This is a genomic window from Kribbella sp. NBC_01510 (genome assembly GCF_045040325.1).
Classification (GTDB): domain Bacteria; phylum Actinomycetota; class Actinomycetes; order Propionibacteriales; family Kribbellaceae; genus Kribbella.
In genome coordinates, this window is the sequence record NZ_CP109418.1 from 7,812,371 (window position 1) to 7,838,343 (window position 25,973).

The window sequence follows — 25,973 nt, forward strand, 5'->3', positions numbered from 1 at the left end:
CGGTGGGACGACAGTGCGGGTGCGCACTGCCGTCCCCCTGTGGACAACTACTTGTTGACGGCTGCCTTCAGCGCCTCGACGCGGTCGGTGCGCTCCCAGGTGAAGTCCTCGCCGGTGCGGCCGAAGTGGCCGTTGCGGGCGGTCTGGGCGTAGATCGGCCGGAGCAGGTCCAGGTCGCGGATGATCGCGGCCGGCCGCAGGTCGAACACCTCGCGGACCGCCGCGGTGATCTGCTCCACCGGCACGGTCTCGGTGCCGAACGTGTCGACGTAGAAACCGACCGGCGCCGCCTTGCCGATCGCGTACGCGACCTGGCACTCGGCCCGCGCGGCGAGCCCGGCGGCGACGATGTTCTTCGCCACCCAGCGCATCGCGTACGACGCCGAGCGGTCCACCTTCGACGGGTCCTTGCCGGAGAACGCGCCACCACCGTGCCGCGCCATCCCGCCGTAGGTGTCGATGATGATCTTCCGCCCGGTCAGCCCGGCGTCGCCCATCGGGCCGCCGACCTCGAACCGGCCGGTCGGGTTCACCAGCAGCTTGTAGCCGGCCGAGTCGATGTCGAACTGCTCGAGCACCGGGTCGACCACGTGCTTCTTGATGTCCGGCGTCAGCATCGTGTCCAGGCTGATGTCGGACGCGTGCTGGCTCGACACCACCACGGTGTCGATCCGGACCGCCTTGTCACCGTCGTACTCGACCGTGACCTGGGTCTTGCCGTCGGGCCGCAGGTAGGCCAGCGTGCCGTTCTTGCGGACCTCGGACAGCCGCTCGGACAGCCGGTGCGCGATCGTGATCGGCAGCGGCATCAGCTCGGGCGTCTCGTCCGACGCGTACCCGAACATCAGTCCCTGGTCGCCCGCCCCCTGCAGGTCCAGCTCGTCCTTCGACGCGTCCGACCGCGTCTCGTACGCCGTGTCGACGCCCTGCGCGATATCCGGCGACTGGCTGCCGATGGCGACCTGCACCCCACAGGACGCGCCGTCGAAACCCTTCAGCGACGAGTCGTAGCCGATCTCCAGGATGCGTGCACGCACGATCCCCGGGATATCGACGTACGCCGTCGTGGTGACCTCGCCCGCGACGACGACCAGACCCGTGGTGATCAGGGTCTCGACCGCTACGCGGCTCTTCGGGTCCTCGGCCAGCAAGGCATCGAGGATGGAGTCGCTGATCTGGTCAGCGATCTTGTCCGGGTGACCCTCGGTCACTGACTCGGACGTGAAAAGGCGCCTCGCCACAGTTCTCCCTCGGATTCCTCTTGTGCCGCGCGACCGAGGCCGCACGATCCCCCCATGCACCGGCGGTTGGCGATGCATCTCGGAAAGTATGCCAGCAGTTTTCCCCGGAGTCCCGGTGACGCTCCGAATTCGCCCACTATCCGAGACTCGCGGCCATATGTTGGACGGGCGGTCCGGATTCAGGCGTGCGGACCGACCGCCACGTCGCCCAGGGTGAGCGACGGTGTGCAGGCAAGGATCGCAGCCAACCGGTCCACCTCGGCGTCCAGCAGCGTGCGCCGCCGGCGATTCAGGGTGCCGAGGGTCTCGACGGTGACCTGCAGTGTCCGGCCGGCCTTCTTCTGGTGCCAGACCCCGGCGACGATGCCGTCGATCAGCAGGAGCGGGTAGTTGCCGGCCTGGCCGCGCGCGGTCGCCCTCGTGAAGGCCTGGCCGGGGAAGAGCCGCTCCCTGGGGTAGCTGCCGACGCCGTACGCATCGAAGTACGGCAGCAGCCGCACACCGTCTGCCCGGTCGTCCGGGAACTCGTCGCCCGGCGCATGCCACACGGTCTGCCCGTCCAGCTCGGCCTGCGGGAGGTCGTCGAAGTACGGCTTGACGAACGTCGGCGTCGTCTTCAGCCAGCGGGCGAAGTGCTGCGGCGTGGCCGGTCCGTAGGCGTAGAGGTAGCGGTGCAGGAGTTCGGTGAGCGCCTTCTCGGCCGGCAGCGGTTCGAAGGGCTTGATGCGGTGCGGGTTCGAGTACGTCGTGACGCGGCCGCGCATCGGGCCGTAGCAGAGGACACCGGCGTTCGCCGCATCCGAGATCGACTGCCGCCAGCGCGGCCAGTAGCCCTGGAACGCCGGCATGACGAGATCGCCGGCCCAGGCGCCAGTACGCCGTACGACTTCGACCGTGAGCTCGTCGGCGGTCAGATCATCGTGCGTGAGGGCAGCACCGATCGCGGCGATCACCTCGGCCGTCTGGCCAGGAGTCATCCGCATCACCTCAGGCGCCTGGGCACCCCGCGGCAACGCGGACAGCGCGCCGGTCCACAACGGCAGGTCCTCGAGGGGCAGCAGGTGCACGGTCCCGCGTGGTCCGAACGTCTTCACCAGCCCGTCCGCCTGCTGCACGCTCTCCCGGGTAGCGCCGGCGACCCGCAGCGCCACCGACAACTCCCCCGCCGCCAGGATCTGCGCATGCGCCCCAGACATCGCACGTACGGCGTCAACCGGTGCCGCAGCGAACTCGGTGAGGTAGTGCCGCCGCATCCGCTGGGCAACAACGGCCTGCCAGGTGATCTCCATTCCTCCGACCCTAACCACAGAAACGGACAACTCCTGTCCTAACCACGGCATCCCCCCTCACACCCGGAACCCCACCCCTGACCCCGCCGATCCACCCACCCCTGACCCCGCCCATCCACCCACCCCGCGCCGATCCACCCTCCCGCCACGGCCATTTGAGGGGAGTCGTTGTGGCACTGGTGGTGACGTCTTGCGGTCGTGAAAATGGGGTTGGGGTGCCCGTTGACGCCGGTTGGTTCTTGGTCGTAGGAGTCCGTAGGTGGAGTCTGGCGCCGGGGCCCGACCTGATGGGTCATGCATTGTTGCTTCGAGCACGCCGGTCAGAATTTCGGTTCCCGACCGTGGCCCCCGGGCATCCCGCCGAGCGGTGTCGTTGTGGGTGGGAGGGTGGTCGGGGTGAGGTCAGAGCCGGTAGTGGTCGTTGATGCCGAGCAGGAGGAGACTCTCGAGCGGGTTGCCGCGGTCGATGTGGCCAAGGCGACGGGCAGGGTGTGCACCCGGCTGCCTGATCCGGGCCGTCGCGGGAAACGGGTGACCAGGGTGTGGGAGGTGCCGGCCACGACCAACGCGATCATCGAACTGGGTGATCAGTTGATGGTTGAGGGGGTCGAGCGGGTGGTGGTGGAGTCGACCTCGGATTATTGGCGGCCGTTTGTGTATCTGCTCGGTGCGGCTGGGCTGAGGGTGTGGCTGGTGAACGCCCGCGAGGTCAAGAATGTCCCGGGCCGGCCCAAGACCGACACGATCGACGCGGTCTGGCTGGCCAAGCTGAACGAGCGGGGGATGCTGCGGCCCTCGTTCGTGCCACCCGCCCAGATCCGTCAGTTGCGCGACTACACCCGGCTGCGCTCGGATCTGGTCGCGGAACGGTCCCGGCACAAGCAGCGGCTGGAGAAGCTGCTCGAGGACGCGCTGATCAAGCTGTCCACGGTGGCCTCGGACATCTTCGGTGTCTCCGGGCGGGTGATGCTCGAGGCGCTGATCGCCGGCCGCCGCGACCCGCGCCAGCTGGCCGACCTGGCGCGGGGCAAGCTGCGGGTCAAACAGGCCGCGCTGGTCGAGGCGCTGACCGGCCGGTTCGACGACCACCACGCCGAGATCGCCCGGATGCTGCTCGACCAGGTCGACAGCCTCGACGCGCAGATCGACCGCATCACCGCGCGGATCGACCAACTCCTCACCGACATCCCCGAACCTGTCGACCCCACCACCAGTGGCCAGGACAGCGGCGAGGGCGGGGGCGAGGGCAGTGGCGAGGGCAGTGGCGGATCTGCACCGTGCGAGGCCTCGCGGTACTACCCGCCAGCCCAGCGGCTCGCCGAGATCCCTGGCATCGGCCTCAAAGCGGCCCAGGTGATCATCGCCGAGATCGGCCTGGACATGCGCCAATTCCCCACCGCGAAACACCTGGCGTCCTGGGCAAAACTCTCCCCCCGCACCATCCAGTCCGGGCCGAGGAACCGATCCGGGCAGACCGGCAAGGGCAACCCCTACCTCAAAAGCGTCCTCGGCGAAGCCGCCGCCGCAGCCTCCCGGACCGACACCTTCCTCGGCGAACGCTACCGGCGACTGGTCAAACGCCGCGGCAAACTCAAAGCCCTCGTCGCCGTCGCCCGCTCCATCCTCGTCATCATCTGGCAACTCCTCGCCAACCCCCACGCCCGCTACCACGACCTCGGCCGCGACTACCACAACACCCGCATCGACAAGAACCGCAAAGTCCGCACCCACCTCCGCCAACTCCAAGCCCTCGGCTACCACGTAACCCTCACCACCACCTGACCCCCACCACCACCACCACCCCACCGCACACCCAATCCAGCCTCGCCCCACCCGCGAGACCACCCCACCCTGCCCAGCCAAGGTCGTTATTTTCCGGTCAGAACCCTTCAAGATGCCCCTTCTCCCTACCGCATCCGCAGGGAGAAGGGGCAAGGTCAGGGGTTAACCCGAGGAAGGGCGTCAGGCGGCGCGTTGTGACCTGGCGAAGGCTTGGTGGATTCGGGCCAGGAGAAGATCGGGCCGGTTGAAATCCGTCCAATCGGATCGAACGACCTGCAGGCCGAGCGCTCGTAGCCGGTCCTCGCGGATCTTCTCCCGCACCAGTACATCGGCGGAAGCATCGCCGTACTTCGCTCTCCCGTCGAACTCCACCACGGTGTGAAACTCTGGGAAGTAGAAGTCGACTCGAGCCACGAACCCATTGGCATCGTGGAACTCGTATTGCAGGACCGGCGCCGGCAGTCCGTGATTGTGCAGAAGAACCCGGAGGCGTGACTCGCCGACCGACTCCGACCGAGCGTCGCTGAAGCCGAGTGCAGCGCGAACCGTCGCACTGCCGGGCCAGAACTCGGTGACATCGAGAAGTCGGACAATGTCATCCGAGCTGATCAGACGATCGCGCAATGCCGCATCGAGGCTGACCACCGCCACCTCGAAGGACGTCGTACAGGCCGTCTCGAAGACGGCACGAGCAACGGAGGTTGCCGTCAGCCCCTCAACCTCGGTGAGGTCGGACTCAGCCAGCTTGCCGACGTGGTGGCGTACGCCAGAGACGGTGCCACCGGTCAGGTCGTCCAACCGCGTGACGTGCACCTGCAGCAGATCGAGCCCCCACAGCGGCAGGCCGTGCAGCGCCAGAGCCGACTGATGACTGACCGCGATGGCGCCCCGCCGCCATGAGTTCACCACGGCATGGACCATGCGCCGGTGCTCCTGCCGGATACGAACCCAGGGCTCTAGTGCACTCAGATCCTGCTGCTCGGCGTACTGCCCGTGCCGGATCCGGACCCAGCGACCGTCGTCGAGGCGCGACCGGACCTGTTTCGCCGTGTAGCCACCGCAGATGGCCTGCTGACGACTGAACACACCGCCCTGCTGCTCGGCCAGCAGCTTCAACATGGGGTTCACCCCACCAAGCATCACCGCTCCGGGCACCCCACAGACCCTCAACCATCAACCTGTGGATAGCCATTTCAGGGGGTTCACCCCTGAAATGGCGGGTTCGCCCCTTGCATGCGCAAGGCGAACGGGCGAGGTCAGGGGTTCACCCCTGAAATGGCCGCCAGCTGAGCTGGGTGCGCTGACCGAGCCGGTGTGGGCGCCGGCGGTGGGGTGGTCAGGCGGCGGGGGTGTGGCGTGGCGGGGGTGTGGCGGTGGGGTGGTCGGGCGGCGGTGGCGTGGCGGGGGTGTGGTGTGGCGTGGCGGTGGTGGTCAGTCGGCCAGAGAGGTTAGTGCCAGTGAGCGGCGACCAGATTCCAGATCACGCCGGCTAGCGCGTCCTTCGAACCCGACGGGACCGGGAGGGCGTTGCCGTCGCGGTCGAGGATGACGGCCTCGTTCAGGTCGCTGCCGAAGACCTTGCCGCCGGAGACGTCGTTCACCACGAGCAGATCGCAGCCCTTGCGCTCGAGCTTGGCGCGGCCCAGTTCCATCACGCTGTGCTCCGCATCGCCGGTCTCCGCCGCGAAGCCGACGATCACCTGGTCGGCGCGGGCGCGGTCGCGCGAGATCGTCTGCAGGATGTCAGGGTTCTGCACCAGGTTGACCGCGGGGACCGAGCCGTCGGCGGTCTTCTTGATCTTGTGCTCGGCGACGTCGGCCGGGCGGAAGTCGGCCGGGGCAGCCGCCATCACGATCGCGTCCGCGTCACCCGCGCGGGCGGTGATCTCGTCGTACAGGTTCCGCGTGCTGGTCACCGGGACGACCTGGACGCCGGCCGGGTCGGGCAGCTCGGAGTTGGCCGCGACCAGCGTGACCTTGGCGCCCCGGGCGGCCGCGATCCGGGCGAGCGCGTAGCCCTGCTTGCCGGAGCTCGAGTTGCCGAGGTACCGGACCGGGTCGAGGTGTTCGCGTGTGCCGCCGGCGCTGATCAGGACGTGCTTGCCGGTCAGATCGGCGACCGACTGACCGGCCGCGCGGGCGGCCTCGTCGGCGAGCATCAACTGACTGATCGCGAAGATCTCGGACGGCTCCGGCAGCCGGCCGCGCCCGGTGTCGGCACCGGTCAGGCGGCCGACGGCGGGATCGAGGACGGTGATGCCGCGGGACCGCAGGGTCGCGACGTTGGCCTGGGTGGCCGAGTGCTCCCACATCTCGGTGTGCATCGCGGCCGCGAACAGGATCGGGCAGCGGGCGGTGAGCAGCGTGTTGGTGAGCAGGTCGTCGGCCAGGCCGTGGGCGGCCTTGGCGATCAGGTTGGCCGTCGCGGGGGCGACCACGACGAGCTCGGCCGCCTTGCCGATCCGGACGTGCGGGACCTCTTCGACGTTGTCGAACGGATCGGCCGTCACCGGCTGCCCGGACAGCGCCGCCCAGGTCGCCGCGCCGACGAACTCCAGCGCGGCCGCCGTCGGCACCACCCGCACACTGTGGCCGGACTCGGTCAGCCGCCGGAGCAGATCACAGACCTTGTACGCCGCGATCCCGCCACCGACCCCGAGCACCACATTCGGCCGGGTCCTGGGCACGACGACAGCCCCCGGGCCGGTTGCGGCTCCGGGGGTTTCACCGGTTGCGGACATCTCCGTGGACTCCGTTTCCCGGTCGCCGGGTCAGGACTACTCGGACTTCTCCGCCGCGGCGGCTTCCGCCTCGGCCTCCGGGTCGATGTCGGTGCAGGTCAGCACGCCCTCGTTGATCTCGCGCATCGCGATCGAGAGCGGCTTCTCCTGCACGTGCGTCTCGACCAGCGGCCCGACGTACTCCAGCAGGCCCTCGCCGAGCTGGGAGTAGTAGGCGTTGATCTGCCGCGCCCGCTTGGCCGAGTACAGCACGAGCTTGTACTTGGAGTCGGTGTGGGTGAGCAGGTCGTCGATCGGCGGGGAGGTGATGCCGATGGCGACGGGCTGGTTGCCAGACAAGTGTCAGCTCTTTTCAGAGATTTTGGGTGATCGAATCAACTTTACCAACTGATCGGCGGCTTCCCGAACCGACGCGTTCACGATCGTCACGTCGAACTCCTTCTCGGAGGCCAGTTCGAGGGTCGCGGTCTCCAGCCGGCGCTCGCGCTCCTCGACCGTTTCGGTCCCGCGGCCGACCAGACGCCGGACCAGTTCGTCCCAGCTCGGCGGGGCCAGGAAGACGAACTGCGCCTCCGGCATCGTCTCGCGGACCTGGCGGGCGCCCTGCAGGTCGATCTCCAGCAGCGCCGGCCGGCCATCGGCCAGCTTGTCGAGCACCGGCTGCTTCGGCGTCCCGTACCGGGCCGCCTTGTGCACGACGGCCCACTCGAGCAGCTCACCGTCGGCGATCATCCGGTCGAACTCGGCATCGGACACGAACAGGTAGTGCACACCGTGCACCTCGGCCGGCCGGGGCTTGCGGGTCGTCGCGGACACCGAGATCCAGATGTCCGGGAATCGCTCACGGATGTCCGCGGCGACGGTCCCCTTCCCGACCGCCGTCGGGCCGGCCAGCACGGTCAGCCGCGCGGGCCGCCCACCGCCGGCCGCGGGTCCTCCCGTCGCCGGCTCGTTCGTCGTGTTCTTCGGGTGCGTGGTCATCGTCACACCAGTGTCCAACGAGCCGGTCAGGGTTTCGGTCTGGCTCACTCGGCGAATTCGCGCTCGAGCGCGGCGATCTGGTTCGAGCCGAGGCCGCGCACCCGCCGCGTCTCCGAGATCCCCGCCCGCTCCATGATCTGCTGGGCGCGCACCTTGCCGACGCCGGGGATGCACTGCAGCAGCGCGCTGACCCGCATCTTGCCGATCACGTCGTTCGTCTGCCCCTCGTGGAGCACCTCCGTCGGAGACGCTCCCGAATGCCGGATCCGGTTCTTGATCTCGGCTCGCTCACGCCGCGCCGCCGCGGCCTTGTCCAGAGCCGCCGCTCGCTGCTCCGGGGTCAAAGTAGGAAGTGGCACCGTCTCACCTGTCCCGTTGTATGGCTTCGCAAGGGAACCTAACACGGGTCCAGCCTCTGATCCGGCGCTGGTGAGCGGAGTCGGACACCAGGTGACGGATTGGAACGATCGTATGATCAGTTCAGGGCGGGAACGTCGACCTTGCAGGAGTCTTTGGCGTGACTGCTGATGGCCTTGTACGCCGTCATCACGCCGCCGGTCTCCTTGCTCAGCTTGGCCAGCTCGACCCGGTCCGAGCCCGCCTTCTGGGCCTTCTCGGCGAACGCCACCACGACGCCCCAGTCGTCCTTCACCGCGTCGGGCGCGGAGTCCTGCAGTTTCTTCGCGTCGTCGAGGATCTTCACGTAGTCGGCCGGCTTCTGCGGGTCGACGTTCACCGCACCGGCGGCGTACTTGGCGAGATCCACACAGTAGGCCTGTTCATCGGTGCAGGCGGTCAACGTGGCGGCACCGGCGATCACGGTCAGGGCGAGGGCGAGTGTGCGCTTCACAGGCCCGACGCTACCGGCGGTCACCAAACCATCCGAAACGAATACTTTCCGCAGCGCAGTAGCGGGGCAGAACGGCGGGGACGGCCGCCGTCCTGGCGAGTCAGGCCCCGAGGTCCACCTTGCAGCTGTCCTTGGCCTGCTTGGTGATCGCGTCCATGGCCGGCGTGATCTTCTCGCCGTCGTTCTTGGCCAGCTCGGTCAGCTTGCCCGTGTCACCCTTGGCGTCCTGCGCCTTCTCGGCGTAGTCGATGACGGTCTTCCAGTCGTCCTTCAGGTCGTCCGGCGCCGACTTCGACACGCTCTTGGCCTGGTCGAGCATCTTGCCGACGGCGTCGGAGTCCTTGATGTCGAGGTTCTTCGCCGACTCGGCATAGTTCTTCAGGTCGCCGCAGTAGTCGCCACCTGAGCACGCCGTCAACAGGCCGGCGCCGATTGTCACTGCCGCCGCGAGGGCCGCCACCTTGCGCATTCCGATCCTTACTGTGTCGCGCGGGAAGACCGTCGCTCCCCGTCCGCGGACACCTTTCCGAACCGCGGGGTCAACGCCCCGGCCGGCACGCCGTGAACAACGTCGCAGCGGCCGACTGGAACCGGGCTGTGATGTGGCGCGGCGCGCCGTACGCCGAACGAGATCGCGACCGCGTTGGCTGCCACGATCACCGCGATCGCCAGCCAGTCGAGCGTCCCGAGGTGCTGGTTCAGCACGACGAGCCCGACCAGGGCCGCGAGAACCGGGTTGACGCTCATGAACACCCCGAAGAACTGGGCCGGCACCCGCCGGAGCGTGAGCAGATCGACGAGGAACGGCACGGCACTCGACAGCACCCCGGCCACCAACGCGTACGCCGCGGCCGCGAGCGTCGGCGGGTGATGCCACAGCACGACCACGCCGACCGGGACGTAGACCAGCCCGGACACCCCCGCCGCCGCGGCCGACCCCGTTGCTCCCGGCAACTCCCGTCCGACCACCCGGTTGAGCAGGATGTAGCAGGCCCAGCACACCGCCGCCAGCAACCCGAGCCCGACACCCAGGTAATCCGTCGTCGCCTCAGGTCGCGTCAACAACACCACCGCAGGCGCAGCCGCGAGCGCACACATCAGGTCGAGCAGCCGCCGCGACCCCAGCAGCGCCACCGCCAGCGGCCCGAGAAACTCGAGCGTCACCGCCAGCCCGAGCCCGATCCGGTCGATCGCCGTGTACAGCGACACATTCATCACCGCGAACACGGCCGCCAGCCCCAGCACCACCCGCCACTGCCGAGCCGTGAAACTCCGCAGCCGAGGCCGCCCGACCGCCAGCAACACAACCCCAGCCATCCACTGCCGGATAGCCACCACACCCACGGGCCCGATGACCGGGAACGCCAGCGCGGCCACCGACGCGCCCACCTGGTTCGAGAGCCCGCTCCCGAGCATCATCAGTACTCCACCGAGCCTGCCTCTGCGCATGCTCCGAGCGTCAGGCCGCGGAGGTCATCCGCAAAATGCATCGGTGGGGTGATCTATACGCTGGGGTTATGGATCTCGAGGTCAGGCAGTTGCGGTGTCTGGTCGCGGTGGTGGATGCGGGGACGTTTACGGATGCGGCCATCGAGCTAGGGGTGTCGCAGGCGGCGGTGTCGCGCACCGTGATGGCGCTGGAGCGGGAACTGGGCGTGCGGTTGCTGCATCGGACCAGTCGGTCGGTGACGCCGACGACCGCGGGCGTGCGGGTGCTGGCGCGGGCGCGGCAGGTGCTTGCCGAGGTCGACGAGTTGGTGATCGAGGCAACGAGCGGGCATTCGCGGTTGCGCATCGGGCATGCGTGGTCGGCGTTGGGGCGGTTGACGACGGAGTTTCAGCGGCGGTGGGCCGGCGAGCATCCGGGCATCGAGTTGCAGCTGATCCGGACCAACACGGCGACGGGCGGCCTGGCGGAGGGATTGTGTGATCTCGCAGTGGTGCGGACACACATCGATCTGCGACGGTTCGCGCATGCCACGGTGGCTCAGGAGCGGCGGTACGCCGCGTTGCCCGCCGACGACCCGCTGGCCCGGAAGCGAACGCTCACGCTCGACCAGCTGCGCGACCGCACGCTGTCGATCGACCGCCGGACCGGGAGCACGACCGTGGACCTCTGGCCGGAGGAGGCGCGTCCGAAGATCGAGTACACCCACGATGTCGACGACTGGCTGGCCGCGATCGCCTCCGGGCGCTGCGTGGGTGTGACCCCGCAGGCGACGACGACGCAGTACCGCCGCGACGGCGTCGTCTACCGTCCACTCCGTGACGCTCCGCCGGTCGACGTACACCTGATCTGGCACCGTCAGGACCCGCACCCGGCGACAGAAGCCGCCGTCGCCCTGCTCACCAGCCTCTTTCAGGAGTCGAGGAGCCCGACCAACTGACGGAGGTCCTGGGCCTTCCAGAGAATCACGTTGCGGATGTGGTCGATCCCGCCGACCGGCCAGTGTTCGGCGATCCGCCGTACCTCCGGATCCTGGATCTCGGCGGCGAGCGCGCCGGGGAAGTCACCCCACACCACCTTGAACGGCCGACCGCACATCTGCTCGATCCCGAGTTCCACCGGCGCTGTGATCTCCAGCCGGTTGTGGAACTCCCCCACCAGCCGATACGCCGCCATCAGCGCCTGCTCGCGCTCTTGCCACGACTCGGCTCGCAACACATCGCGCAGCACCGGCTCCATCGTCGAACCACAGGACAGCCGGCTGAACGCCGTACCGAACCACTTCGAGTACGGCGCGTACTCGCGCTCCATCAGGAAACACAACCGCATCAGGTCCTGCACGAGTTGCGCGCCGATCACCGCGGACCCGAGTTCGTCGCCGACATATCCGGACCGGCCGACCAGATTCATCTCCGGATGCACCCGCCACCACGCCGCGATCATCAGATAGCGCCAGACGTCAACCGGGTAGTACGCCAGCCGATCCCGCACGGATTGCAGCCCGAGATCGTCGTGGAAGACCGCGCCCGCCGTGAACATGCGGAGCTTGTGCTCAGGGAACGTGAACCAGTCCCGCACCGCGAGGCCCTGGGCCGGATCGAATCCCAGTTGCTGCTCGAAATACGAGCGGATCGTGTGCACCTCGACAAAGGCCGGACGCCCGGCGAAGCGATTCGGCACCTCAGGTTGACACTCGATTCCCCCCTCGACGAAGAGCAGGGCTCGCGCCTCGCAGTTGTGGTCCGTCGACATCTCGTCGTCGAACCCGAGCACCTCGGAGCCGCGGCCCATCAGTGCCGCGCTGTGCGGCACCGTCAGGAGCGGACGCACCACCTCGCCGTAGAACCGCCGACACAATTCCAGACCCGGAGACATGTTGAGAAAGATCGCATGCGCAATCCGGTCAATGCAAGAAAAAACACCAAATGGCGCGAAATTGATCGCGCCATTTGGTAAATCAAATCCTACCGGATTTCACCGGCCTTTGTCAGTACCCCAGGACGGCCCGGAACCCGTCATTTGCCCGATCGGCCGCATCCTGCAGCGCGACGGCCGACGGCCCCGCGCCGAGGATCTCGCGCGAGCTCGACGGTACGACGTTCCGCACCGCCGGGCCGAACACCTTGACCAACCCGTCCGCCGTGCCGCCCTGGGCGCCGAGGCCCGGCGCGAGGAGCGGACCACGAATGTCGAGGTTCTCCTCGGTCGACGCGATCGTCGCGCCGACGACGGCGCCGAACGACCCGAGATCGTCGGCGTCCGCATTCAGCGCACGCAGGCCGTCCAGCACCGCGCCGGCAACGGTCGGACCATCGACCGTCCGCGCGGACTGGAACTGCGGCCCCTCCGGATTCGATGTCAGCGCCAGCACGAACAACCCCGCACCAGCCGAGCGCGCCACCTCGATCGCCGGCTGCAACGACCCGAACCCGAGGTACGGACTGACCGTCAGCGCGTCACACGCCAGCGGCCCCTTCTCCGCCAGGTACGCCGCCGCGTAGCCGGCCATCGTCGACCCGATGTCACCGCGCTTCGCGTCGATGATCACCAGCGCGCCGGCGTCCCGCAGCCGGATCGTCGCCTGCTCGAGTACGGCGATCCCGGCCGACCCGAACCGCTCGAAGAACGCGGACTGCGGCTTGAACACCGCGACCCGGTCGGCCAGCGCGTCCACCACGCCGTACGTGAACGACGCCAGACCCTCCGCGGTGTCCGGGAGGCCCCACTTCTCGAGCAGGTGGGCGTGCGGGTCGATCCCGACGCACAGCGGGCCACGGGTGTCCATGGCCGCCCGGAGCCGGGTGCCGAAGGGTTCGTTCCTCATGTCACTCCCGATGGGTCGGTGGCTCATGTCAGTCCTCGGTTGATGCGGCGGATCAGGCCGGGCCCGCGGTAGATCAGTCCGGTGTACAGCTGGACCAGGCTGGCCCCGGCGTCGAACAGCCGCATCGCGTCGGCGGGCTCGAGGATGCCGCCGACCCCGATGATCGGCAGCGCTCCCCCGGTCTCCGCGTGGATGTGCGCGACCGTCTTGGCCGCGATCTCGGTCAACGGACGCCCGGACAACCCGCCGGTCTCCGCTGCCAGTGGATGGGATTCGACCCCCGGCCGCCCGATGGTGGTGTTGGTCGCGATGATCCCCGCCACGCCGACCTCGGTGCACACTGCGAGCAACTCGTCGATGGCGGACGGCGTCAGGTCCGGTGCGATCTTCACCAGGATCGGCTTCCCGCCCAGGCCACCGACGCTCAGCGAGGCCGCCTCGGCGTGCAGCGCGGTCAGCAGTTCACGCAGGTGTCCGGCGTCCTGCAGTGACCGCAGTCCCGGCGTGTTCGGCGATGACACGTTGACCGCGAAGTAGTCGCCGTACGCCGAGAGCCGCCGCAGTGAGGTCACGTAGTCCTCGACCGCGTCGTCGAGCGGAGTCACCTTTGACTTCCCGATCGAGATCCCCAGCGGGTAGCCCAGGTCGCCGTACGCCGCCAGCCGGTCGGCCAGCGCGGACGAGCCGAGGTTGTTGAAGCCCATCCGGTTGATCACGGCCTCGTCCTCGACCAGCCGGAACAGCCGCGGCTTCTCGTTCCCCGGCTGCGGATGGGCGGTCACGGTGCCGACCTCGACGAAGCCGAAGCCGAGCGCGCGCCAGGCGGGCAGGGCGATCCCGTTCTTGTCCATCCCTGCGGCCAGACCGACCGGGGAGGGGAAGCGGACGCCAAAGACCGTCCGGGGCGATCCGGTCGGCAGCGCGCCGTACGTCCGGGACAGTGCCGCGACCGCGCCGGGGATCCGGCCGAGGCGGCGGAGGCCGTGCAGCGTCTGCTCGTGCGCGACCTCCGCGTCGCCCTTTCCCAGCCGGTACAGGACCGGCCGGACGACCCGCCTATACACCGCGGATCCTCGGCACCCAGTCCTGCAGCGACCGGACACCGATGTCTCCCGCCTGCTGCGCCTCGATCCCCTGGACGGCGGCCGCCAGCCCCTGCACCGTGGTGATGCACGGGATGTTGCGTGCCACCGCCGCACTCCGGATCTCGTAGCCGTCCAGCCGCGGCGACCCGCCCTTGGTGATCCCGATCGGCGTGTTGACGATCAGGTTCAGCTCGCCGTCCTGGACCATCTGCACGATCGTCGGCTCACCGTTCGGCCCCGGACCCTGGCTGCTCTTGCGGACCGTGACCGCCTCGACCCCGTTGCGCCGCAGGACGTCCGCCGTACCCTCGGTCGCGTAGATCTGGAAGCCGAGATCAGCGAGCCGCTTCACCGGGAAGATCATGTGCCGCTTGTCCCGGTTGGCGACCGACACGAAGACCTTGCCCGAGCTCGGCAGCGGCTGTGACGCCCCGGCCTGCGACTTGGCGAACGCGGTCCCGAAGGTGTCGTCGATGCCCATCACCTCGCCGGTGGACCGCATCTCCGGCCCGAGCACGGTGTCGACCGACGCGCCGTCGATGGTCCGGAATCGGTTGAACGGCATCACGGCTTCCTTCACCGCGATCGGCGTCGAGGTCGGTAGGGTCCCACCGTCGCCCTCGGCCGGCAGCAGTCCCTCGGTCCGCAGCTCGGAAATGGTTGCCCCGAGCATCACTCGGGCCGCCGCCTTGGCCAGCGGAGTCGCGGTCGCCTTCGACACGAACGGCACCGTCCGCGACGCCCGCGGGTTCGCCTCGAGCACGTAGAGAACGTCCCCGGCCAGCGCGTACTGCACGTTCAGCAGCCCCCGTACGCCGACGCCACGGGCGATCGCCTCGGTCGACGTCCGGATCTTCTCGATGTCGGCGTTCCCGAGCGTGATCGGCGGCAGCGCACACGACGAGTCGCCCGAGTGCACCCCGGCCTCCTCGATGTGCTCCATCACGCCGCCGAGGAACAACTCGTCGCCGTCGAACAGCCCGTCCACGTCGATCTCGACCGCGTCGTCGAGGAACCGGTCGATCAGCACCGGATGCTCCCACGACCCGTACCCCGCGCTCAACCGGTTCAGCGCCGCGGTCAGCTCCGCCTCACTGTAGACGATCTCCATGCCCCGACCGCCCAGCACGTACGACGGCCGCACCAGCACCGGGTAGCCGATCTCGGTGGCGATCAGCTGCGCCTCGTCGAAGGACATCGCCGTACCGTGCTTGGGCGCCGGCAGCGCCGCCTCGGCGAGAACCTTGCCGAACGCACCCCGTTCTTCCGCGAGATGGATCGCGGCCGGCGAGGTCCCGACGATCGGTACGCCGGCATCCGCCAGCCGCTGCGCCAGACCCAGTGGCGTCTGCCCGCCGAGCTGCACGATCACCCCGGCGACCGGGCCGGCCTGCAGCTCGGCGTGCACGATCTCGAGAACGTCCTCGCAGGTGAGCGGCTCGAAGTACAGCCGGTCGGAGGTGTCGTAGTCGGTCGAGACCGTTTCCGGGTTGCAGTTGACCATCACCGTGCAGTAGCCGGCCTCGCGCAGCGCCATCGACGCGTGCACACAGGAGTAGTCGAACTCGATCCCCTGGCCGATCCGGTTCGGCCCGGAGCCGAGGATCAGCACGGCCGGGGTCTCACGAGGTGCGACCTCCGTCTCCTCGTCGTACGACGAGTAGTGGTACGGCGTCTCGGCCTTGAACTCGGCCGCACAGGTGTCGACCGTCTTGTAGACCGGCCGGATCCCGAGCGCCTGCCGGACCCCGCGGACGACGTCCTCGGTCAGACCGCGGATCTCGGCCAGCTGCAGATCCGAGAACCCGTGCCGCTTGGCCAGCTTGATCACCTCCGGTGTCAGCCGCGGTGCGGCCGAGACCTGGAGAGCGGTCTCGTGGATCAGGTAGAGCTGGTCCACGAACCAGGGATCAATGCGAGTGGAGTCGAAGATCTGCTCCGGCGTGGCCCCGGCCCGGATCGCGTCCATGATGGTCCGCAGCCGGCCGTCGTGCGGCGTCTTGATTGCCTCCAGCAACGGCTCTAGCTCGGTCGACGGCGCTCCGGCCCAGGAGAACCGGGCCTCCGGCTTCTCCAGCGAGCGGAGCGCCTTCTGCAGCGCCTCGGTGTAGTTGCGGCCGATGGCCATCGCCTCGCCGACGCTCTTCATGTGCGTGGTGAGCGTCGCGTCCGCGGCCGGGAACTTCTCGAACGCGAACCGCGGCACCTTCACCACCACGTAGTCCAGCGTCGGCTCGAAGCTGGCCGGCGTCTGCCGGGTGATGTCGTTCGGGATCTCGTCCAGGGTGTAGCCGATGGCAACCTTCGCCGCGATCTTGGCGATCGGGAAGCCGGTCGCCTTCGACGCCAGTGCGGACGAGCGCGACACCCGCGGGTTCATCTCGATCACGATCAGCCGGCCGTCGTCGGGGTTCACCGCGAACTGGATGTTGCAGCCGCCGGTATCGACCCCGACCTCGCGAATGATGCCGATGGCAAGGTCCCGCATCACCTGGTACTCGCGGTCGGTGAGCGTCATCGCCGGCGCGACCGTGACCGAGTCGCCGGTGTGCACGCCCATCGGGTCGACGTTCTCGATCGAGCAGATGATCACGACGTTGTCCGCCTTGTCGCGCATCACCTCCAGCTCGTACTCCTTCCAGCCGAGGATCGATTCCTCGATCAGCACCTCGGTGGTCGGGCTGGCGTGCAGTCCGGCGCCGGCGATCCGGCGCAGGTCGGCTTCGTCGTACGCCATCCCGGAGCCGACGCCGCCCATCGTGAACGACGGCCGCACCACCAGCGGGTAGCCGAGCTCCGCGGCCGCACCCATCACGTCGTCCAGGGTGTGACAGATCCGCGACCGCGCGACGTTCGCGCCGAGCTTCTCGACGATGTGCTTGAACGACTCCCGGTTCTCGCCGCGCTGGATCGCGTCGACGGACGCGCCGATCAGCTCGACGCCGTACTTCTCCAGGACGCCGTTGTCGTGCAGGGCGATCGCCGCGTTCAGCGCGGTCTGACCGCCCAGCGTGGCGAGCAGCGCGTTCGGGCGCTCCCTCTCGATCACCTTCTCCACGAACTCCGGCGTGATCGGCTCGACGTAGGTCGCGTCGGCGAACTCCGGATCGGTCATGATCGTGGCCGGGTTGGAGTTCACCAGCACGACCCGGAAGCCCTCTTCGCGCAACACGCGACAGGCCTGGGTGCCGGAGTAGTCGAACTCGCAGGCCTGCCCGATCACGATCGGGCCGGAGCCGATCACCAGGACCGACTCGATGTCTGTACGCCGCGGCATCAGACCCGTCCTTCCATCAGTTCTACGAACCGGTCGAACAGGTAGGCCGAATCATGCGGCCCTGCTGCCGCTTCAGGGTGGTACTGCACAGAGAACGCGAGCACCCGGCCGTCGCGGCCGGTGAGCTTGAGTCCTTCGACCACGTTGTCGTTCAAGGACACATGCGACACCTCAGCCGTGCCGTACGGCGTCTCGACCGTCTCGTCGAGCGGGGCGTCCACCGCGAACCCGTGGTTCTGCGCGGTGATCTCCACCTTGCCGGTGGCCCGGTCGAGCACCGGCTGGTTGATCCCCCGGTGCCCGTACTTGAGCTTGAACGTGCCCAGGCCGAGCGCCCGGCCGAACACCTGGTTGCCGAAGCAGATCCCGAAGTACGGCTTCCCCCGCTGCAGCAGGGCCTTGAGCAGCTCCGTCGGGTGCTCGGTGGTCTCCGGGTCGCCGGGACCGTTGCTCATGAAGATGCCGTCCGGGTCGACCGCGAGTACCTCGTCGAGCGTCGCGGTGGCCGGCAGCACGTGCACCTCGATGCCGCGCTCGGCCATCCGCTTCGGCGTCATCGACTTGATCCCGAGGTCGAGTGCGACCACGGTGAACCGCTTCTCCCCTTCGGCCGGGACGACGTACGTCTCGGCCGTGGTGACCTCGTCGGCGAGGTCCGCCCCGACCATCGGCGGCTGCTCGAGCACCTTCGTCAGCAGCTGGGCGGGGTCCAGGATCTCGGTCGAGATCCCGGCCCGCATCGCGCCGCGTTCGCGCAGGTGCCGGGTCAGCGCGCGGGTGTCGATACCGGAGATCCCGACGATGCCCTGACCCTTGAGCTGGTCGTCGAGGGACCGGGTCGCGCGCCAGTTCGACGGCACCCGGGCAGGGTCGCGGACGACGTACCCCGCGACCCAGATCTTCTGTGATTCGTCGTCCTCGTCGTTCACCCCGGTGTTGCCGATGTGCGGCGCGGTCTGGGTGACGATCTGACGGTGGTACGACGGGTCGGTCAGCGTCTCCTGGTAGCCGGTCATGCCGGTGGTGAACACCGCCTCGCCGAAGGTCTCTCCGGTCGCCCCGTACGACGTACCGGCGAACGACCGGCCGTCCTCCAGGACCAGCAATGCAGGCTGGCTCATGTCTGCTCGGCTCCGATCAGAGTTGCGATGGATTCGGTCAAGGGGGCGGTGTCGGCCTTGCGGCGGGGCCGGAAGCCGGTGTCCAGCGCGCGGCCGTCGTGGTTCCAGGTGACCACCACCAGGCCGGACTTCTCCGCGGTCACCTTGCCGGCGATCCCGCGGTCGGTCCGGACGCCGGTCAGGTGGTCCGCGGGAATGAACACATCCGCCGCACCCTGCCGATGGAAGATCAGGCCGGCCGCACTGACGGCCAGGTCCGCGGTACTGCGGACGCCCAGTTCGTGCACGGCGATCCGGTCCATCCAGTCGCCGGCCGACGTGGTGGCGACGTACACACCTTCCACGCCCCGCGTCCTGCCTTCCGGCACCGCGGGCAGCGGCGCGAGATCGGCCTGCCGGGACTTGCGGTTCCGCCAGCCCCGGTACATGCCGTAGTAGGCCGCCGCCAGGATCAGCAGCGTGCCGAGAATGCCGAGGAACGCCTTCACCTGGCCAGCTTCCCGTCCAGGACGGTCGCCGTACCCTTCCGGAACGTCGCGACCACCTTGCCCGGCAGTGTCATCCCGTCGAACGGCGTATTCCGCGACAGCGACGCCGTCTCCCGGGGGACGACCGTCCGCACGACCGCCGGATCCACCAGGACAAGGTTGGCCGGGCTCCCCGCCTCCAAGGGCCGGCCGTGGTCGCCGATCTGGCCGATCGCGGCCGGCCGGTAGCTCATCCGGTCCGCGACCTCCGCCCAGGTCAGCAGCTTGGTGTCGACCATCGCGTGCTGGACCACGCTGAGCGCGGTCTCGAGGCCGAGCATGCCGGGCGCGGCCGCGCTCCACTCGCAGTCCTTGTCCTCGACCGGGTGCGGCGCGTGGTCGGTGGCGACGATGTCGATCGTGCCGTCGGCCAGGCCCTCGCGGACCGCCTCGACGTCCTCCTTGGTCCGCAGCGGCGGGTTCACCTTGAAGACTGGGTTGTACGACGCGGCCAGGTCCTCGGTCAGCAGCAGGTGGTGCGGCGTCACCTCGGCGGTCACGTCGAGCCCGCGGCGTTTCGCCGCCCGGACGATCTCCACCGAGCCCTTGGTGGACAGGTGGCAGATGTGCAGCTTCGAGCCGACGTGCGCGTTCAGCAGGACGTCGCGGGCGATGATCGCCTCCTCGGCGACAGCCGGCCAGCCGGTCAGGCCGAGGACGCCGGACAGCGCGCCCTCGTTCATCTGCGCGCCCTGGGTGAGCCGCGGCTCCTGTGCGTGCTGGGCGATCGTGCCGCCGAAGGCCTTCACGTACTCGAGGGCGCGCCGCATCAAGGCGGCGTCCCAGACGCAGTCGCCGTCGTCGGAGAACACTCGCACGCGGGCCGCCGAGTCCGCCATCGCGCCCAGCTCCGCGAGCTGCGTGCCCTTCCGGCCGACCGTGACCGCGCCGATCGGGTAGACGTCGGCGTACCCGGCTTCGCGGCCGAGGCGCCAGACCTGCTCGACGACCCCGGCGGTGTCGGCCACCGGGTCGGTGTTGGCCATCGCGAAGACCGCGGTGAACCCGCCCAGCGCGGCGGCCCGGGTGCCGGTGAGGACGGTCTCGGCGTCCTCACGGCCGGGCTCACGCAGGTGCGTGTGCAGGTCGACCAGTCCCGGCAGCGCGATCAGCCCGGCGGCGTCGATCGTCTCGACCTCGCCCGGCGCCTCCAGGTTGGTGCCGATGGCAACGATCTCGCCGTCGTCGATCAGCAGGTCCGCCACCTCACCACCCAGGATCTTCGCTCCGGTGATCAGGTACGCCGTCATGCGGTCTGCTCCTCGTTCGTGTCGTTGCTGCCCGAGAGCAGCAGGTAAAGGACGGCCATCCGGATGGCCACGCCGTTGGTGACCTGCTCGACGATGACCGAGCGGGTGGAGTCGGCCACGTCGGCGCTGATCTCCATGCCACGGTTCATCGGGCCGGGGTGCAGCACGATCGCGTCGTCCGGCAGTTGCGCCATCCGGTGGACGTCGAGACCGTAGCGGCGGGTGTACTCGCGGGCGCTCGGGAAGAACGCGTCGTTCATCCGCTCCCGCTGCACCCGCAGCATCATCACCGCGTCGCTCTTGGCGAGCGCGGCGTCCAGGTCGTACGACGTGGCGCACGGCCAGTTCGTCATGTCGACGGGCAGCAGCGTCGGCGGCGCGACCACCGTGACCTCGGCGCCGAGCGTCGACAGCAGCAGCACGTTCGACCGGGCGACGCGGGAGTGCAGGACGTCGCCGACGATCGTGATCCGGCGGCCGTCCAGCGCACCGAGGTGCCGCCGCATCGTGAACGCGTCGAGCAACGCCTGCGTCGGGTGCTCATGGGTGCCGTCGCCGGCGTTGACCACCGCCCCGGTCATCCAGCCCGAGGTCGCGAGCAGGTGCGGCGCCCCGGAGGATCCGTGCCGGCAGACCACGCCGTCCGCGCCCATCGCCTGCAGCGTGAGGGCGGTGTCCTTGAGACTCTCCCCCTTGCTCACACTGGAGCCCTTGGCGGAGAAGTTGATCACGTCCGCCGACAGCCGCTTGGCGGCGGCCTCGAACGAGATCCGGGTCCGGGTGGAGTCCTCGAAGAAGAGGTTCACCACGGTCCGGCCGCGCAGGGCCGGCAGTTTCTTGATCGGGCGGTCGGCCAGCGACCGCATCTCCTCGGCGGTGTCCAGGATCAGGTTCGCCTCGTCCCGGCTCAGATCCCCCGCACTCAGCAGATGCTTCATCACGACCTCACCCCATCCCTTACGTCCGAAGAACCGTGGGTCCTGAACCTCGGATCTTCGGACGTCGGCGTCGTTTTGTCGGCGATCAGCACCGCGTCGGCACCGTCGTACTCGGTCAGGTGGACGGTGACCCGCTCGACCAGGGAGGTCGGCAGGTTCTTGCCCACGTAGTCGGCGCGAATGGGCAGTTCGCGGTGGCCGCGGTCGACGAGCACCGCGAGCTGGACCGCGCGCGGACGGCCGATGTCGCCGATGGCGTCCAGGGCCGCGCGAATGGTGCGGCCGGAGAACAGCACATCGTCGACCAGCACGACGACCTTGCCGTCGATACCGCCCGGCGGGATGTCGGTGTGTTCCAGGCCGCGGGGTGGTTTGAGGCCGATGTCGTCGCGGTACATCGTCACGTCGAGTGACCCTGTCGGCACACTCTGCCCCTCGACCGCCGCGATCCGGGCGGAGATGCGTGCGGCCAGGCCGACGCCTCGGGTGGGGATGCCGAGCAGGACGACCGGGTCGGCACCGCGGTTGCGCTCGAGGATCTCGTGCGCGATCCGGGTCAACGCCCGGGAAATGTCGGAAGCGTCCAGGACCTCGCGCGGCGCCGGTTGGGGCGCGGCGTTGTGGGCATGGTTCATCGCAACCGTTCCTCCTTTCCCGCCTCTCTGGACGGGTCTTTAAAGCAGGTTCGGACCGATTGACATGGTATCGGATGTGACACGCCGTCTTGACGCTGGCCTCCGGCCCAGAATATTGTTACTCTCAGTAATCGAGGGGGTTTCACCGACCGGCCCGTTCCGGCGGGCCGGACATGACGAAATCTAGTCGGAGGGAAGAACCAGCGTGCCTAGCGAATACGCGAAGACACTGGGTGGCAAGCTACGCGCCATCCGCCAGCAGCAGGGGTTGTCGCTGCATGGCGTGGAAGAGAAGTCCAAGGGTCGCTGGAAGGCGGTCGTCGTCGGCTCGTACGAGCGCGGCGATCGAGCCGTCACGGTCCAGAAGCTCGCCGAGCTCGCCGATTTCTACGGCGTGCCGATCCGTGAGTTGCTGCCTGGTAACGCCAGCGCGGCCGCCGCGGCTGCCGCTCCTCCCCGGTTGATCCTCGACCTGGAGGCCCTGCAACACCTCGACGCGAGCGAGGCCGGTCCGCTGACGCGGTACGCGGCCACGATCCAGGCTCAGCGTGGGGACTACAACGGCAAGGTGCTGTCGATCCGTCAGGACGACATGCGGACCCTCGCCGTGATCTACGACGAGTCGCCGACGACTCTGACCGAGCGCTTCATCTCCTGGGGTGTGCTGAACCCAGAGGCGAAGGGCGACGTCGAGGAGTCCGAGGCAGCCGGCGCCTGACGCCGGACGGAGGCAGCAGAGACGGTCGGGGCTCGTAGCAGCTGGCCCACGGCCGCCCGCCTCGCAGTACCGCAGTACGTCACAACAGCACCATCGACGCCGGGGCCGTTCCCCCCGCGCCATCACTACGGGGACGTAGACCCGGCCCGAGACCGTACCGAGACGGTTTCGGGCCTGACTTCCCGGAGGGCTCGCCCCCCCTCGTTCCTCAGCTCGAAATTTCTTCAGACGCCGAGGGTGGGCTTCAACTGCAGCAGTCTGGCCAGCAGCCCGTTGACGAACGCCGGCGACTCGTCGGTGGACAGGTCCCGCGCCATGGCCACCGCCTCGCTCACCGCGACCACGTCCGGCACCTGGTCGTCGAACAACAGCTCGTAGGTCCCGATCCGCAGGATGTTCCGGTCGACCGCGGGCATCCGGTCCAGCGACCAGCCCACCGAGTGCGTCTCCAGCAGGTCATCGATCACGTCGATGTGCTTCGCGACACCCTCGACCAGCGCCACGGTGAACTCGTTCACCGGCGGATCGTTGTCAGCCACCCGGTCGGCCAGGGTGCCGCCGACCGGCAGTCCCCTGACCTCCGACTCGAACAGCACGTCCAGTGCGCGCTTGCGGGCCTTGCTACGGGCAGACATGTTCTGTTGTCAGCTCTCTCAAAGCCTCAGGAGGTGACGCGGCCGAGGTAGTCCCCGGTGCGGGTGTCGACCTTGACCTTCTCACCAGTGGTCAGGAACAGCGGGACCTGGATGTCGTAGCCGGTCTCCAGCTTGGCCGGCTTGGTGCCGCCGCTGGAGCGGTCGCCCTGCAGACCCGGCTCGGTGTACTGCACCGTGAGCTCGACCGAGGCCGGGAGCTCGACGTACAGCGGGAGGTCGTCGTGCACGGCGACGATGGCGTCCTGGTTCTCCAGCAGGAAGTGCACGGCGTCGCCGACCACCTCGGGCTGCAGTTGCAGCTGGTCGTAGGTGCTCTTGTCCATGAACACGTACGCCGAGCCGTCGTTGTACAGGTACGTCATGTCACGCTTGTCGACCGTGGCCACGTCGACCTTGACGTCGGCGTTGAAGGTCTTGTCGACCACCTTGCCGGACAGCACGTTCTTCAGCTTCGTCCGGACGATGGCGCCGCCCTTGCCCGGCTTGTGGTGCTGGAACCACACGACGGACCACAGCTGCCCGTCCAGGTCGAGCACCATGCCGTTCTTGAGGTCGTTCGTCGTTGCCACGCGGGTATGCCCTTCGAAATCGATCAGCGGTAACACCGGATTGTAGCGGTCACCACCGCTTTCCTCCGATTCCGTGGCGGCCGGCGGCCCTGGCGGCGACTACGCTGGCAGTCCCGAGCACTACGGAGGCACCCGGTGGCCGAGTTCGCGATCTTCATCGTCATCATGATCGTGCTCAGCGTGATCGGGAAGCTGAAGCAGCAGTCGACCAAGCGCACCGGTACGCCGAGCCCGCGGGTCCAGAAGCTGATCGAGCGGATCCAGGCGCAGCAGGGGACCGCGCCGGGCAGTCAGCAGGTGGCCGCCGCGCTCCAGCAGAGCATGCAGGCCGGCCGCCAGCCGCGGCACCTGGGTGAGCGGACGTCACCCGGCCAGTCCAATCAACTGCCGGCCCAGTCGGCCCCGCAGTACCAGCCGGCTGAGACCTGGTCGCCGGCCAATCAGCCGCCCGCGCATCGCCCGCCGCAGAACAACCTGCCCGCACCGAAGCAGGATCTCGACACCCGGGTGCGCGAGCTGATGCGCACCGGCCACGAGGTGGGCGCGATCAGGCTGCTGTGCGACGAGCGGGACCTGGGCATCCTCGACGCGCAGAAGTACGCCCGCGCCCTGGTCGCGCCGACCGGCACCACCGCCGGCTCGCCGCAGTCCGCGGACGCCGAGCCGGACGAGGACGAGTCCCGGTACGTCGGCTCGGCCGCGTTCGCCGAGTCGATCTTCGACCTGGACCGCGAGGAGGACGTCTGGGCCAGTGGCTGGGTCGACACCCCCGAGCCCGACGACCGCTCCGACATCGACGAACTCTGGCAGACCGTCCGCAACCCGCCGCGCCCCGGAGTCACTCCGGCCAGCTGACCGTGATGTAACTGTGCCGCCGGCCAATGTGGAAGCCCGGCGGCAGTTCGTCGCCGACCGGGTGCACCTGGAACGCCGGCCCAGGACCACGCCGGTGATGGACGTCCCAGATCCGCACCTGGTCGACCATCCGATCGATCAGGTCACGTGCGTCCGGGCCGTGGCCGTTGCATCCCAGCTCCACGAACGAGGCCAGGGCGCTCCGAGCCTGACGGGACGTCAGATAGGCGACGCTGTCGCGGGTCGCCACCGCTGCGGCTCCCCAGTGCGGCGTCGGCGCGACGACACCCGGTCCGTCACCGGACAGAACGCAGTACCCAGGCAGTGTGGTCGCGAGCCAGAGGTTGAGATCGAACAGCGGCTCCTCGCGGTTCACCACCACCCCTGACCAGACCCGCTCCCCCGGTTGCTCCAGCACACCGTCGTACGGATGCGCGTCGACCTCCTGATCCTCGTCGAAGCAGACGCCCACCTCGTCGCCCCTGATCGGGACGAGCCGCTCATAGTTCGCACCGGCCCCTTGCATGCAGACGAATCCGCACCAAGTCATCGACCGGCTGTCCAGGTGACCGTGCACCCGGTCGAACGCGATCGCCCGCGTCTGCCCACGCACCCGCAGCGGTACGACGATCCGCCCACCAGGCCGAAGCTGGTCGATCCAAGCCAGCGGGATGTCCCAGGCCGTCACGGTCACCACGATCCGGTCGTACGGCGCCTGACCCGGCGCACCGTACTCGCCGTCCGCCTGCACGACCAGGACGTCGTCGTACCCAGCCTGGTCCAGAAGCGCACGGGCGCGGGCGGTGACCTCGGGGTCGATGTCGACCGTGGTCACGGATCCCTTCGGCCCGGTCAGCTCCCGCATCAGGGCGGCGTTGTAGCCGCCGGAGCCGATCTCCAGCACCTGGTCACCGGGCTCGATCCCGGCCTGCTCGAGCATCAGTGCGACGATGCTCGGCTGCGACACCGAGCTGATCACCACGCCGGCCTGGTTCCGCTTCATCAGCACGACATCGTCGGCGTACGCGAGGTCGAGCGGAGTGTACGGGACGAACAGGTGCCGCGGCACCGTCCGGAACGCGGCAGCCACCCGCTCGTCGCGGATGGTGCCTTCGGCAACCAAATGCCGGATGAGGGCCGCACGCAACAACTCCGCCTGGGCCGAGTCGTTGCCGAGGGCAGCCATG

26 protein-coding genes are annotated in these 25,973 nt (G+C 68.7%); 4 read left to right on the top strand and 22 right to left on the bottom strand.

Annotation, left to right across the window (positions count from 1 at the left end; all coding sequences use genetic code 11):
• Positions 1–47: 47 nt before the first annotated feature.
• Positions 48–1,241: a methionine adenosyltransferase gene (gene metK / locus OG558_RS38235; protein WP_329476227.1), complete on the bottom strand. Its 1,194-nt coding sequence runs from the start codon at positions 1,239–1,241 to the stop codon at positions 48–50.
• Between the two features lie 179 nt (positions 1,242–1,420).
• The gene (locus OG558_RS38240) at positions 1,421–2,530 is read right to left on the bottom strand and encodes a winged helix DNA-binding domain-containing protein (RefSeq protein WP_405067378.1); all 1,110 of its coding nucleotides are present in this window, start codon (positions 2,528–2,530) and stop codon (positions 1,421–1,423) included.
• A 396-nt stretch (positions 2,531–2,926) separates the two neighbouring features.
• Between OG558_RS38240 and OG558_RS38245 the strand changes: the two genes are divergently transcribed.
• A complete protein-coding gene (locus OG558_RS38245; RefSeq protein WP_405067379.1) occupies positions 2,927–4,312 on the top strand; it encodes an IS110 family transposase in 1,386 nt (461 codons plus the stop codon).
• Between the two features lie 180 nt (positions 4,313–4,492).
• Here the strand turns inward: OG558_RS38245 and OG558_RS38250 are convergent, their stop codons facing one another.
• From OG558_RS38250 to OG558_RS38285, 8 genes are all read right to left on the bottom strand, one after another.
• Positions 4,493–5,431 (bottom strand): type IV toxin-antitoxin system AbiEi family antitoxin domain-containing protein, encoded by a 939-nt coding sequence (locus OG558_RS38250; protein ID WP_405067380.1) that lies wholly within the window; start codon positions 5,429–5,431, stop codon positions 4,493–4,495.
• A gap of 329 nt (positions 5,432–5,760) precedes the next feature.
• A complete protein-coding gene (gene coaBC, locus OG558_RS38255) occupies positions 5,761–6,999 on the bottom strand; it encodes a bifunctional phosphopantothenoylcysteine decarboxylase/phosphopantothenate--cysteine ligase CoaBC (RefSeq protein WP_405067381.1) in 1,239 nt (412 codons plus the stop codon).
• Positions 7,000–7,089: 90 nt separating this feature from the next.
• Entirely contained in the window at positions 7,090–7,392 is a 303-nt protein-coding gene (gene rpoZ, locus OG558_RS38260) for a DNA-directed RNA polymerase subunit omega (RefSeq protein ID WP_325039561.1), read from the bottom strand.
• A gap of 3 nt (positions 7,393–7,395) precedes the next feature.
• Positions 7,396–8,034, bottom strand: coding sequence for a guanylate kinase (gmk, locus tag OG558_RS38265; protein WP_405072269.1), 639 nt, complete (start codon positions 8,032–8,034; stop codon positions 7,396–7,398).
• Between the two features lie 44 nt (positions 8,035–8,078).
• On the bottom strand, positions 8,079–8,393 hold the full coding sequence (gene mihF / locus OG558_RS38270; protein WP_329476222.1) for an integration host factor, actinobacterial type: 315 nt from the start codon (positions 8,391–8,393) through the stop codon (positions 8,079–8,081).
• A gap of 116 nt (positions 8,394–8,509) precedes the next feature.
• Positions 8,510–8,884, bottom strand: a complete 375-nt coding sequence (locus OG558_RS38275; RefSeq protein ID WP_328520041.1) for a hypothetical protein — start codon at positions 8,882–8,884, stop codon at positions 8,510–8,512.
• A 100-nt stretch (positions 8,885–8,984) separates the two neighbouring features.
• A complete protein-coding gene (locus OG558_RS38280) occupies positions 8,985–9,353 on the bottom strand; it encodes a hypothetical protein (RefSeq protein WP_405067382.1) in 369 nt (122 codons plus the stop codon).
• An 8-nt stretch (positions 9,354–9,361) separates the two neighbouring features.
• On the bottom strand, positions 9,362–10,333 hold the full coding sequence (locus OG558_RS38285; RefSeq protein WP_405067383.1) for an EamA family transporter: 972 nt from the start codon (positions 10,331–10,333) through the stop codon (positions 9,362–9,364).
• Between the two features lie 68 nt (positions 10,334–10,401).
• On the opposite strand from OG558_RS38285, the gene OG558_RS38290 reads away from it, so the two are divergent.
• The gene (locus OG558_RS38290; RefSeq protein ID WP_405067384.1) at positions 10,402–11,271 is read left to right on the top strand and encodes a LysR family transcriptional regulator; all 870 of its coding nucleotides are present in this window, start codon (positions 10,402–10,404) and stop codon (positions 11,269–11,271) included.
• Here OG558_RS38290 and OG558_RS38295 read toward each other — a convergent pair.
• From OG558_RS38295 to pyrR, 9 genes are all read right to left on the bottom strand, one after another.
• The gene (locus OG558_RS38295) at positions 11,244–12,206 is read right to left on the bottom strand and encodes a DUF4037 domain-containing protein (protein WP_405067385.1); all 963 of its coding nucleotides are present in this window, start codon (positions 12,204–12,206) and stop codon (positions 11,244–11,246) included. The genes OG558_RS38290 and OG558_RS38295 overlap by 28 nt on opposite strands.
• Before the next feature lie 112 nt (positions 12,207–12,318).
• Complete coding sequence (gene pyrF, locus OG558_RS38300; RefSeq protein ID WP_405067386.1) at positions 12,319–13,155, bottom strand: orotidine-5'-phosphate decarboxylase; 837 nt, start codon at positions 13,153–13,155, stop codon at positions 12,319–12,321.
• Between the two features lie 23 nt (positions 13,156–13,178).
• Complete coding sequence (locus tag OG558_RS38305) at positions 13,179–14,219, bottom strand: quinone-dependent dihydroorotate dehydrogenase (protein ID WP_405067387.1); 1,041 nt, start codon at positions 14,217–14,219, stop codon at positions 13,179–13,181.
• Positions 14,212–17,517: a carbamoyl-phosphate synthase large subunit gene (gene carB / locus OG558_RS38310; RefSeq protein ID WP_405067388.1), complete on the bottom strand. Its 3,306-nt coding sequence runs from the start codon at positions 17,515–17,517 to the stop codon at positions 14,212–14,214. The genes OG558_RS38305 and carB overlap by 8 nt, the downstream gene beginning before the upstream one ends.
• Positions 17,517–18,638, bottom strand: a complete 1,122-nt coding sequence (carA, locus tag OG558_RS38315; protein WP_405067389.1) for a glutamine-hydrolyzing carbamoyl-phosphate synthase small subunit — start codon at positions 18,636–18,638, stop codon at positions 17,517–17,519. The genes carB and carA overlap by 1 nt, the downstream gene beginning before the upstream one ends.
• Positions 18,635–19,126, bottom strand: a complete 492-nt coding sequence (locus OG558_RS38320) for a hypothetical protein (RefSeq protein ID WP_405067390.1) — start codon at positions 19,124–19,126, stop codon at positions 18,635–18,637. Before OG558_RS38320 ends, carA begins: the two co-directional genes overlap by 4 nt.
• Positions 19,123–20,415 (bottom strand): dihydroorotase, encoded by a 1,293-nt coding sequence (locus tag OG558_RS38325; RefSeq protein ID WP_405067391.1) that lies wholly within the window; start codon positions 20,413–20,415, stop codon positions 19,123–19,125. Before OG558_RS38325 ends, OG558_RS38320 begins: the two co-directional genes overlap by 4 nt.
• Entirely contained in the window at positions 20,412–21,353 is a 942-nt protein-coding gene (locus OG558_RS38330) for an aspartate carbamoyltransferase catalytic subunit (RefSeq protein ID WP_329476212.1), read from the bottom strand. Before OG558_RS38330 ends, OG558_RS38325 begins: the two co-directional genes overlap by 4 nt.
• Entirely contained in the window at positions 21,353–21,988 is a 636-nt protein-coding gene (gene pyrR, locus OG558_RS38335; protein WP_329476211.1) for a bifunctional pyr operon transcriptional regulator/uracil phosphoribosyltransferase PyrR, read from the bottom strand. Before pyrR ends, OG558_RS38330 begins: the two co-directional genes overlap by 1 nt.
• 205 nt (positions 21,989–22,193) lie before the next feature.
• Here pyrR and OG558_RS38340 point away from each other — a divergent pair, with 205 nt between their 5' ends.
• Positions 22,194–22,706, top strand: a complete 513-nt coding sequence (locus tag OG558_RS38340) for a transcriptional regulator (RefSeq protein ID WP_134119831.1) — start codon at positions 22,194–22,196, stop codon at positions 22,704–22,706.
• 224 nt (positions 22,707–22,930) lie between these two features.
• On the opposite strand, the gene nusB is transcribed toward OG558_RS38340, so the two are convergent.
• Positions 22,931–23,341, bottom strand: a complete 411-nt coding sequence (gene nusB / locus OG558_RS38345) for a transcription antitermination factor NusB (protein ID WP_328520027.1) — start codon at positions 23,339–23,341, stop codon at positions 22,931–22,933.
• Positions 23,342–23,367: 26 nt separating this feature from the next.
• Positions 23,368–23,931 carry an elongation factor P gene (efp, locus tag OG558_RS38350; protein WP_405067392.1) on the bottom strand — a complete coding sequence of 188 codons (564 nt, stop codon included), beginning with the start codon at positions 23,929–23,931 and terminating at the stop codon, positions 23,368–23,370.
• A 135-nt stretch (positions 23,932–24,066) separates the two neighbouring features.
• Here efp and OG558_RS38355 point away from each other — a divergent pair, with 135 nt between their 5' ends.
• Positions 24,067–24,786, top strand: coding sequence for a hypothetical protein (locus tag OG558_RS38355; protein ID WP_405067393.1), 720 nt, complete (start codon positions 24,067–24,069; stop codon positions 24,784–24,786).
• On the opposite strand, the gene fxlM is transcribed toward OG558_RS38355, so the two are convergent.
• Positions 24,770–25,972, bottom strand: a complete 1,203-nt coding sequence (fxlM, locus tag OG558_RS38360) for a methyltransferase, FxLD system (RefSeq protein WP_405067394.1) — start codon at positions 25,970–25,972, stop codon at positions 24,770–24,772. The genes OG558_RS38355 and fxlM overlap by 17 nt on opposite strands.
• Position 25,973 lies beyond the last annotated feature (1 nt).

Excerpts from the sequence above, each read along its gene's own strand:
- OG558_RS38325 (WP_405067391.1), bottom strand. The coding sequence starts at position 20,415 with ATGACGGCGTACCTGATCACCGGAGCGAAGATCCTGGGTGGTGAGGTG.
- OG558_RS38290 (WP_405067384.1), top strand. The coding sequence starts at position 10,402 with ATGGATCTCGAGGTCAGGCAGTTGCGGTGTCTGGTCGCGGTGGTGGAT.
- gmk (WP_405072269.1), bottom strand. The coding sequence starts at position 8,034 with ATGACCACGCACCCGAAGAACACGACGAACGAGCCGGCGACGGGAGGA.
- OG558_RS38330 (WP_329476212.1), bottom strand. The coding sequence starts at position 21,353 with ATGAAGCATCTGCTGAGTGCGGGGGATCTGAGCCGGGACGAGGCGAAC.
- OG558_RS38240 (WP_405067378.1), bottom strand. The coding sequence starts at position 2,530 with ATGGAGATCACCTGGCAGGCCGTTGTTGCCCAGCGGATGCGGCGGCAC.
- pyrR (WP_329476211.1), bottom strand. The coding sequence starts at position 21,988 with ATGAACCATGCCCACAACGCCGCGCCCCAACCGGCGCCGCGCGAGGTC.
- pyrF (WP_405067386.1), bottom strand. The coding sequence starts at position 13,155 with ATGAGGAACGAACCCTTCGGCACCCGGCTCCGGGCGGCCATGGACACC.
- OG558_RS38295 (WP_405067385.1), bottom strand. The coding sequence starts at position 12,206 with ATGTCTCCGGGTCTGGAATTGTGTCGGCGGTTCTACGGCGAGGTGGTG.
- carB (WP_405067388.1), bottom strand. The coding sequence starts at position 17,517 with ATGCCGCGGCGTACAGACATCGAGTCGGTCCTGGTGATCGGCTCCGGC.
- OG558_RS38285 (WP_405067383.1), bottom strand. The coding sequence starts at position 10,333 with ATGCGCAGAGGCAGGCTCGGTGGAGTACTGATGATGCTCGGGAGCGGG.
- carA (WP_405067389.1), bottom strand. The coding sequence starts at position 18,638 with ATGAGCCAGCCTGCATTGCTGGTCCTGGAGGACGGCCGGTCGTTCGCC.
- OG558_RS38280 (WP_405067382.1), bottom strand. The coding sequence starts at position 9,353 with ATGCGCAAGGTGGCGGCCCTCGCGGCGGCAGTGACAATCGGCGCCGGC.
- nusB (WP_328520027.1), bottom strand. The coding sequence starts at position 23,341 with ATGTCTGCCCGTAGCAAGGCCCGCAAGCGCGCACTGGACGTGCTGTTC.
- OG558_RS38250 (WP_405067380.1), bottom strand. The coding sequence starts at position 5,431 with ATGTTGAAGCTGCTGGCCGAGCAGCAGGGCGGTGTGTTCAGTCGTCAG.
- fxlM (WP_405067394.1), bottom strand. The coding sequence starts at position 25,972 with ATGGCTGCCCTCGGCAACGACTCGGCCCAGGCGGAGTTGTTGCGTGCG.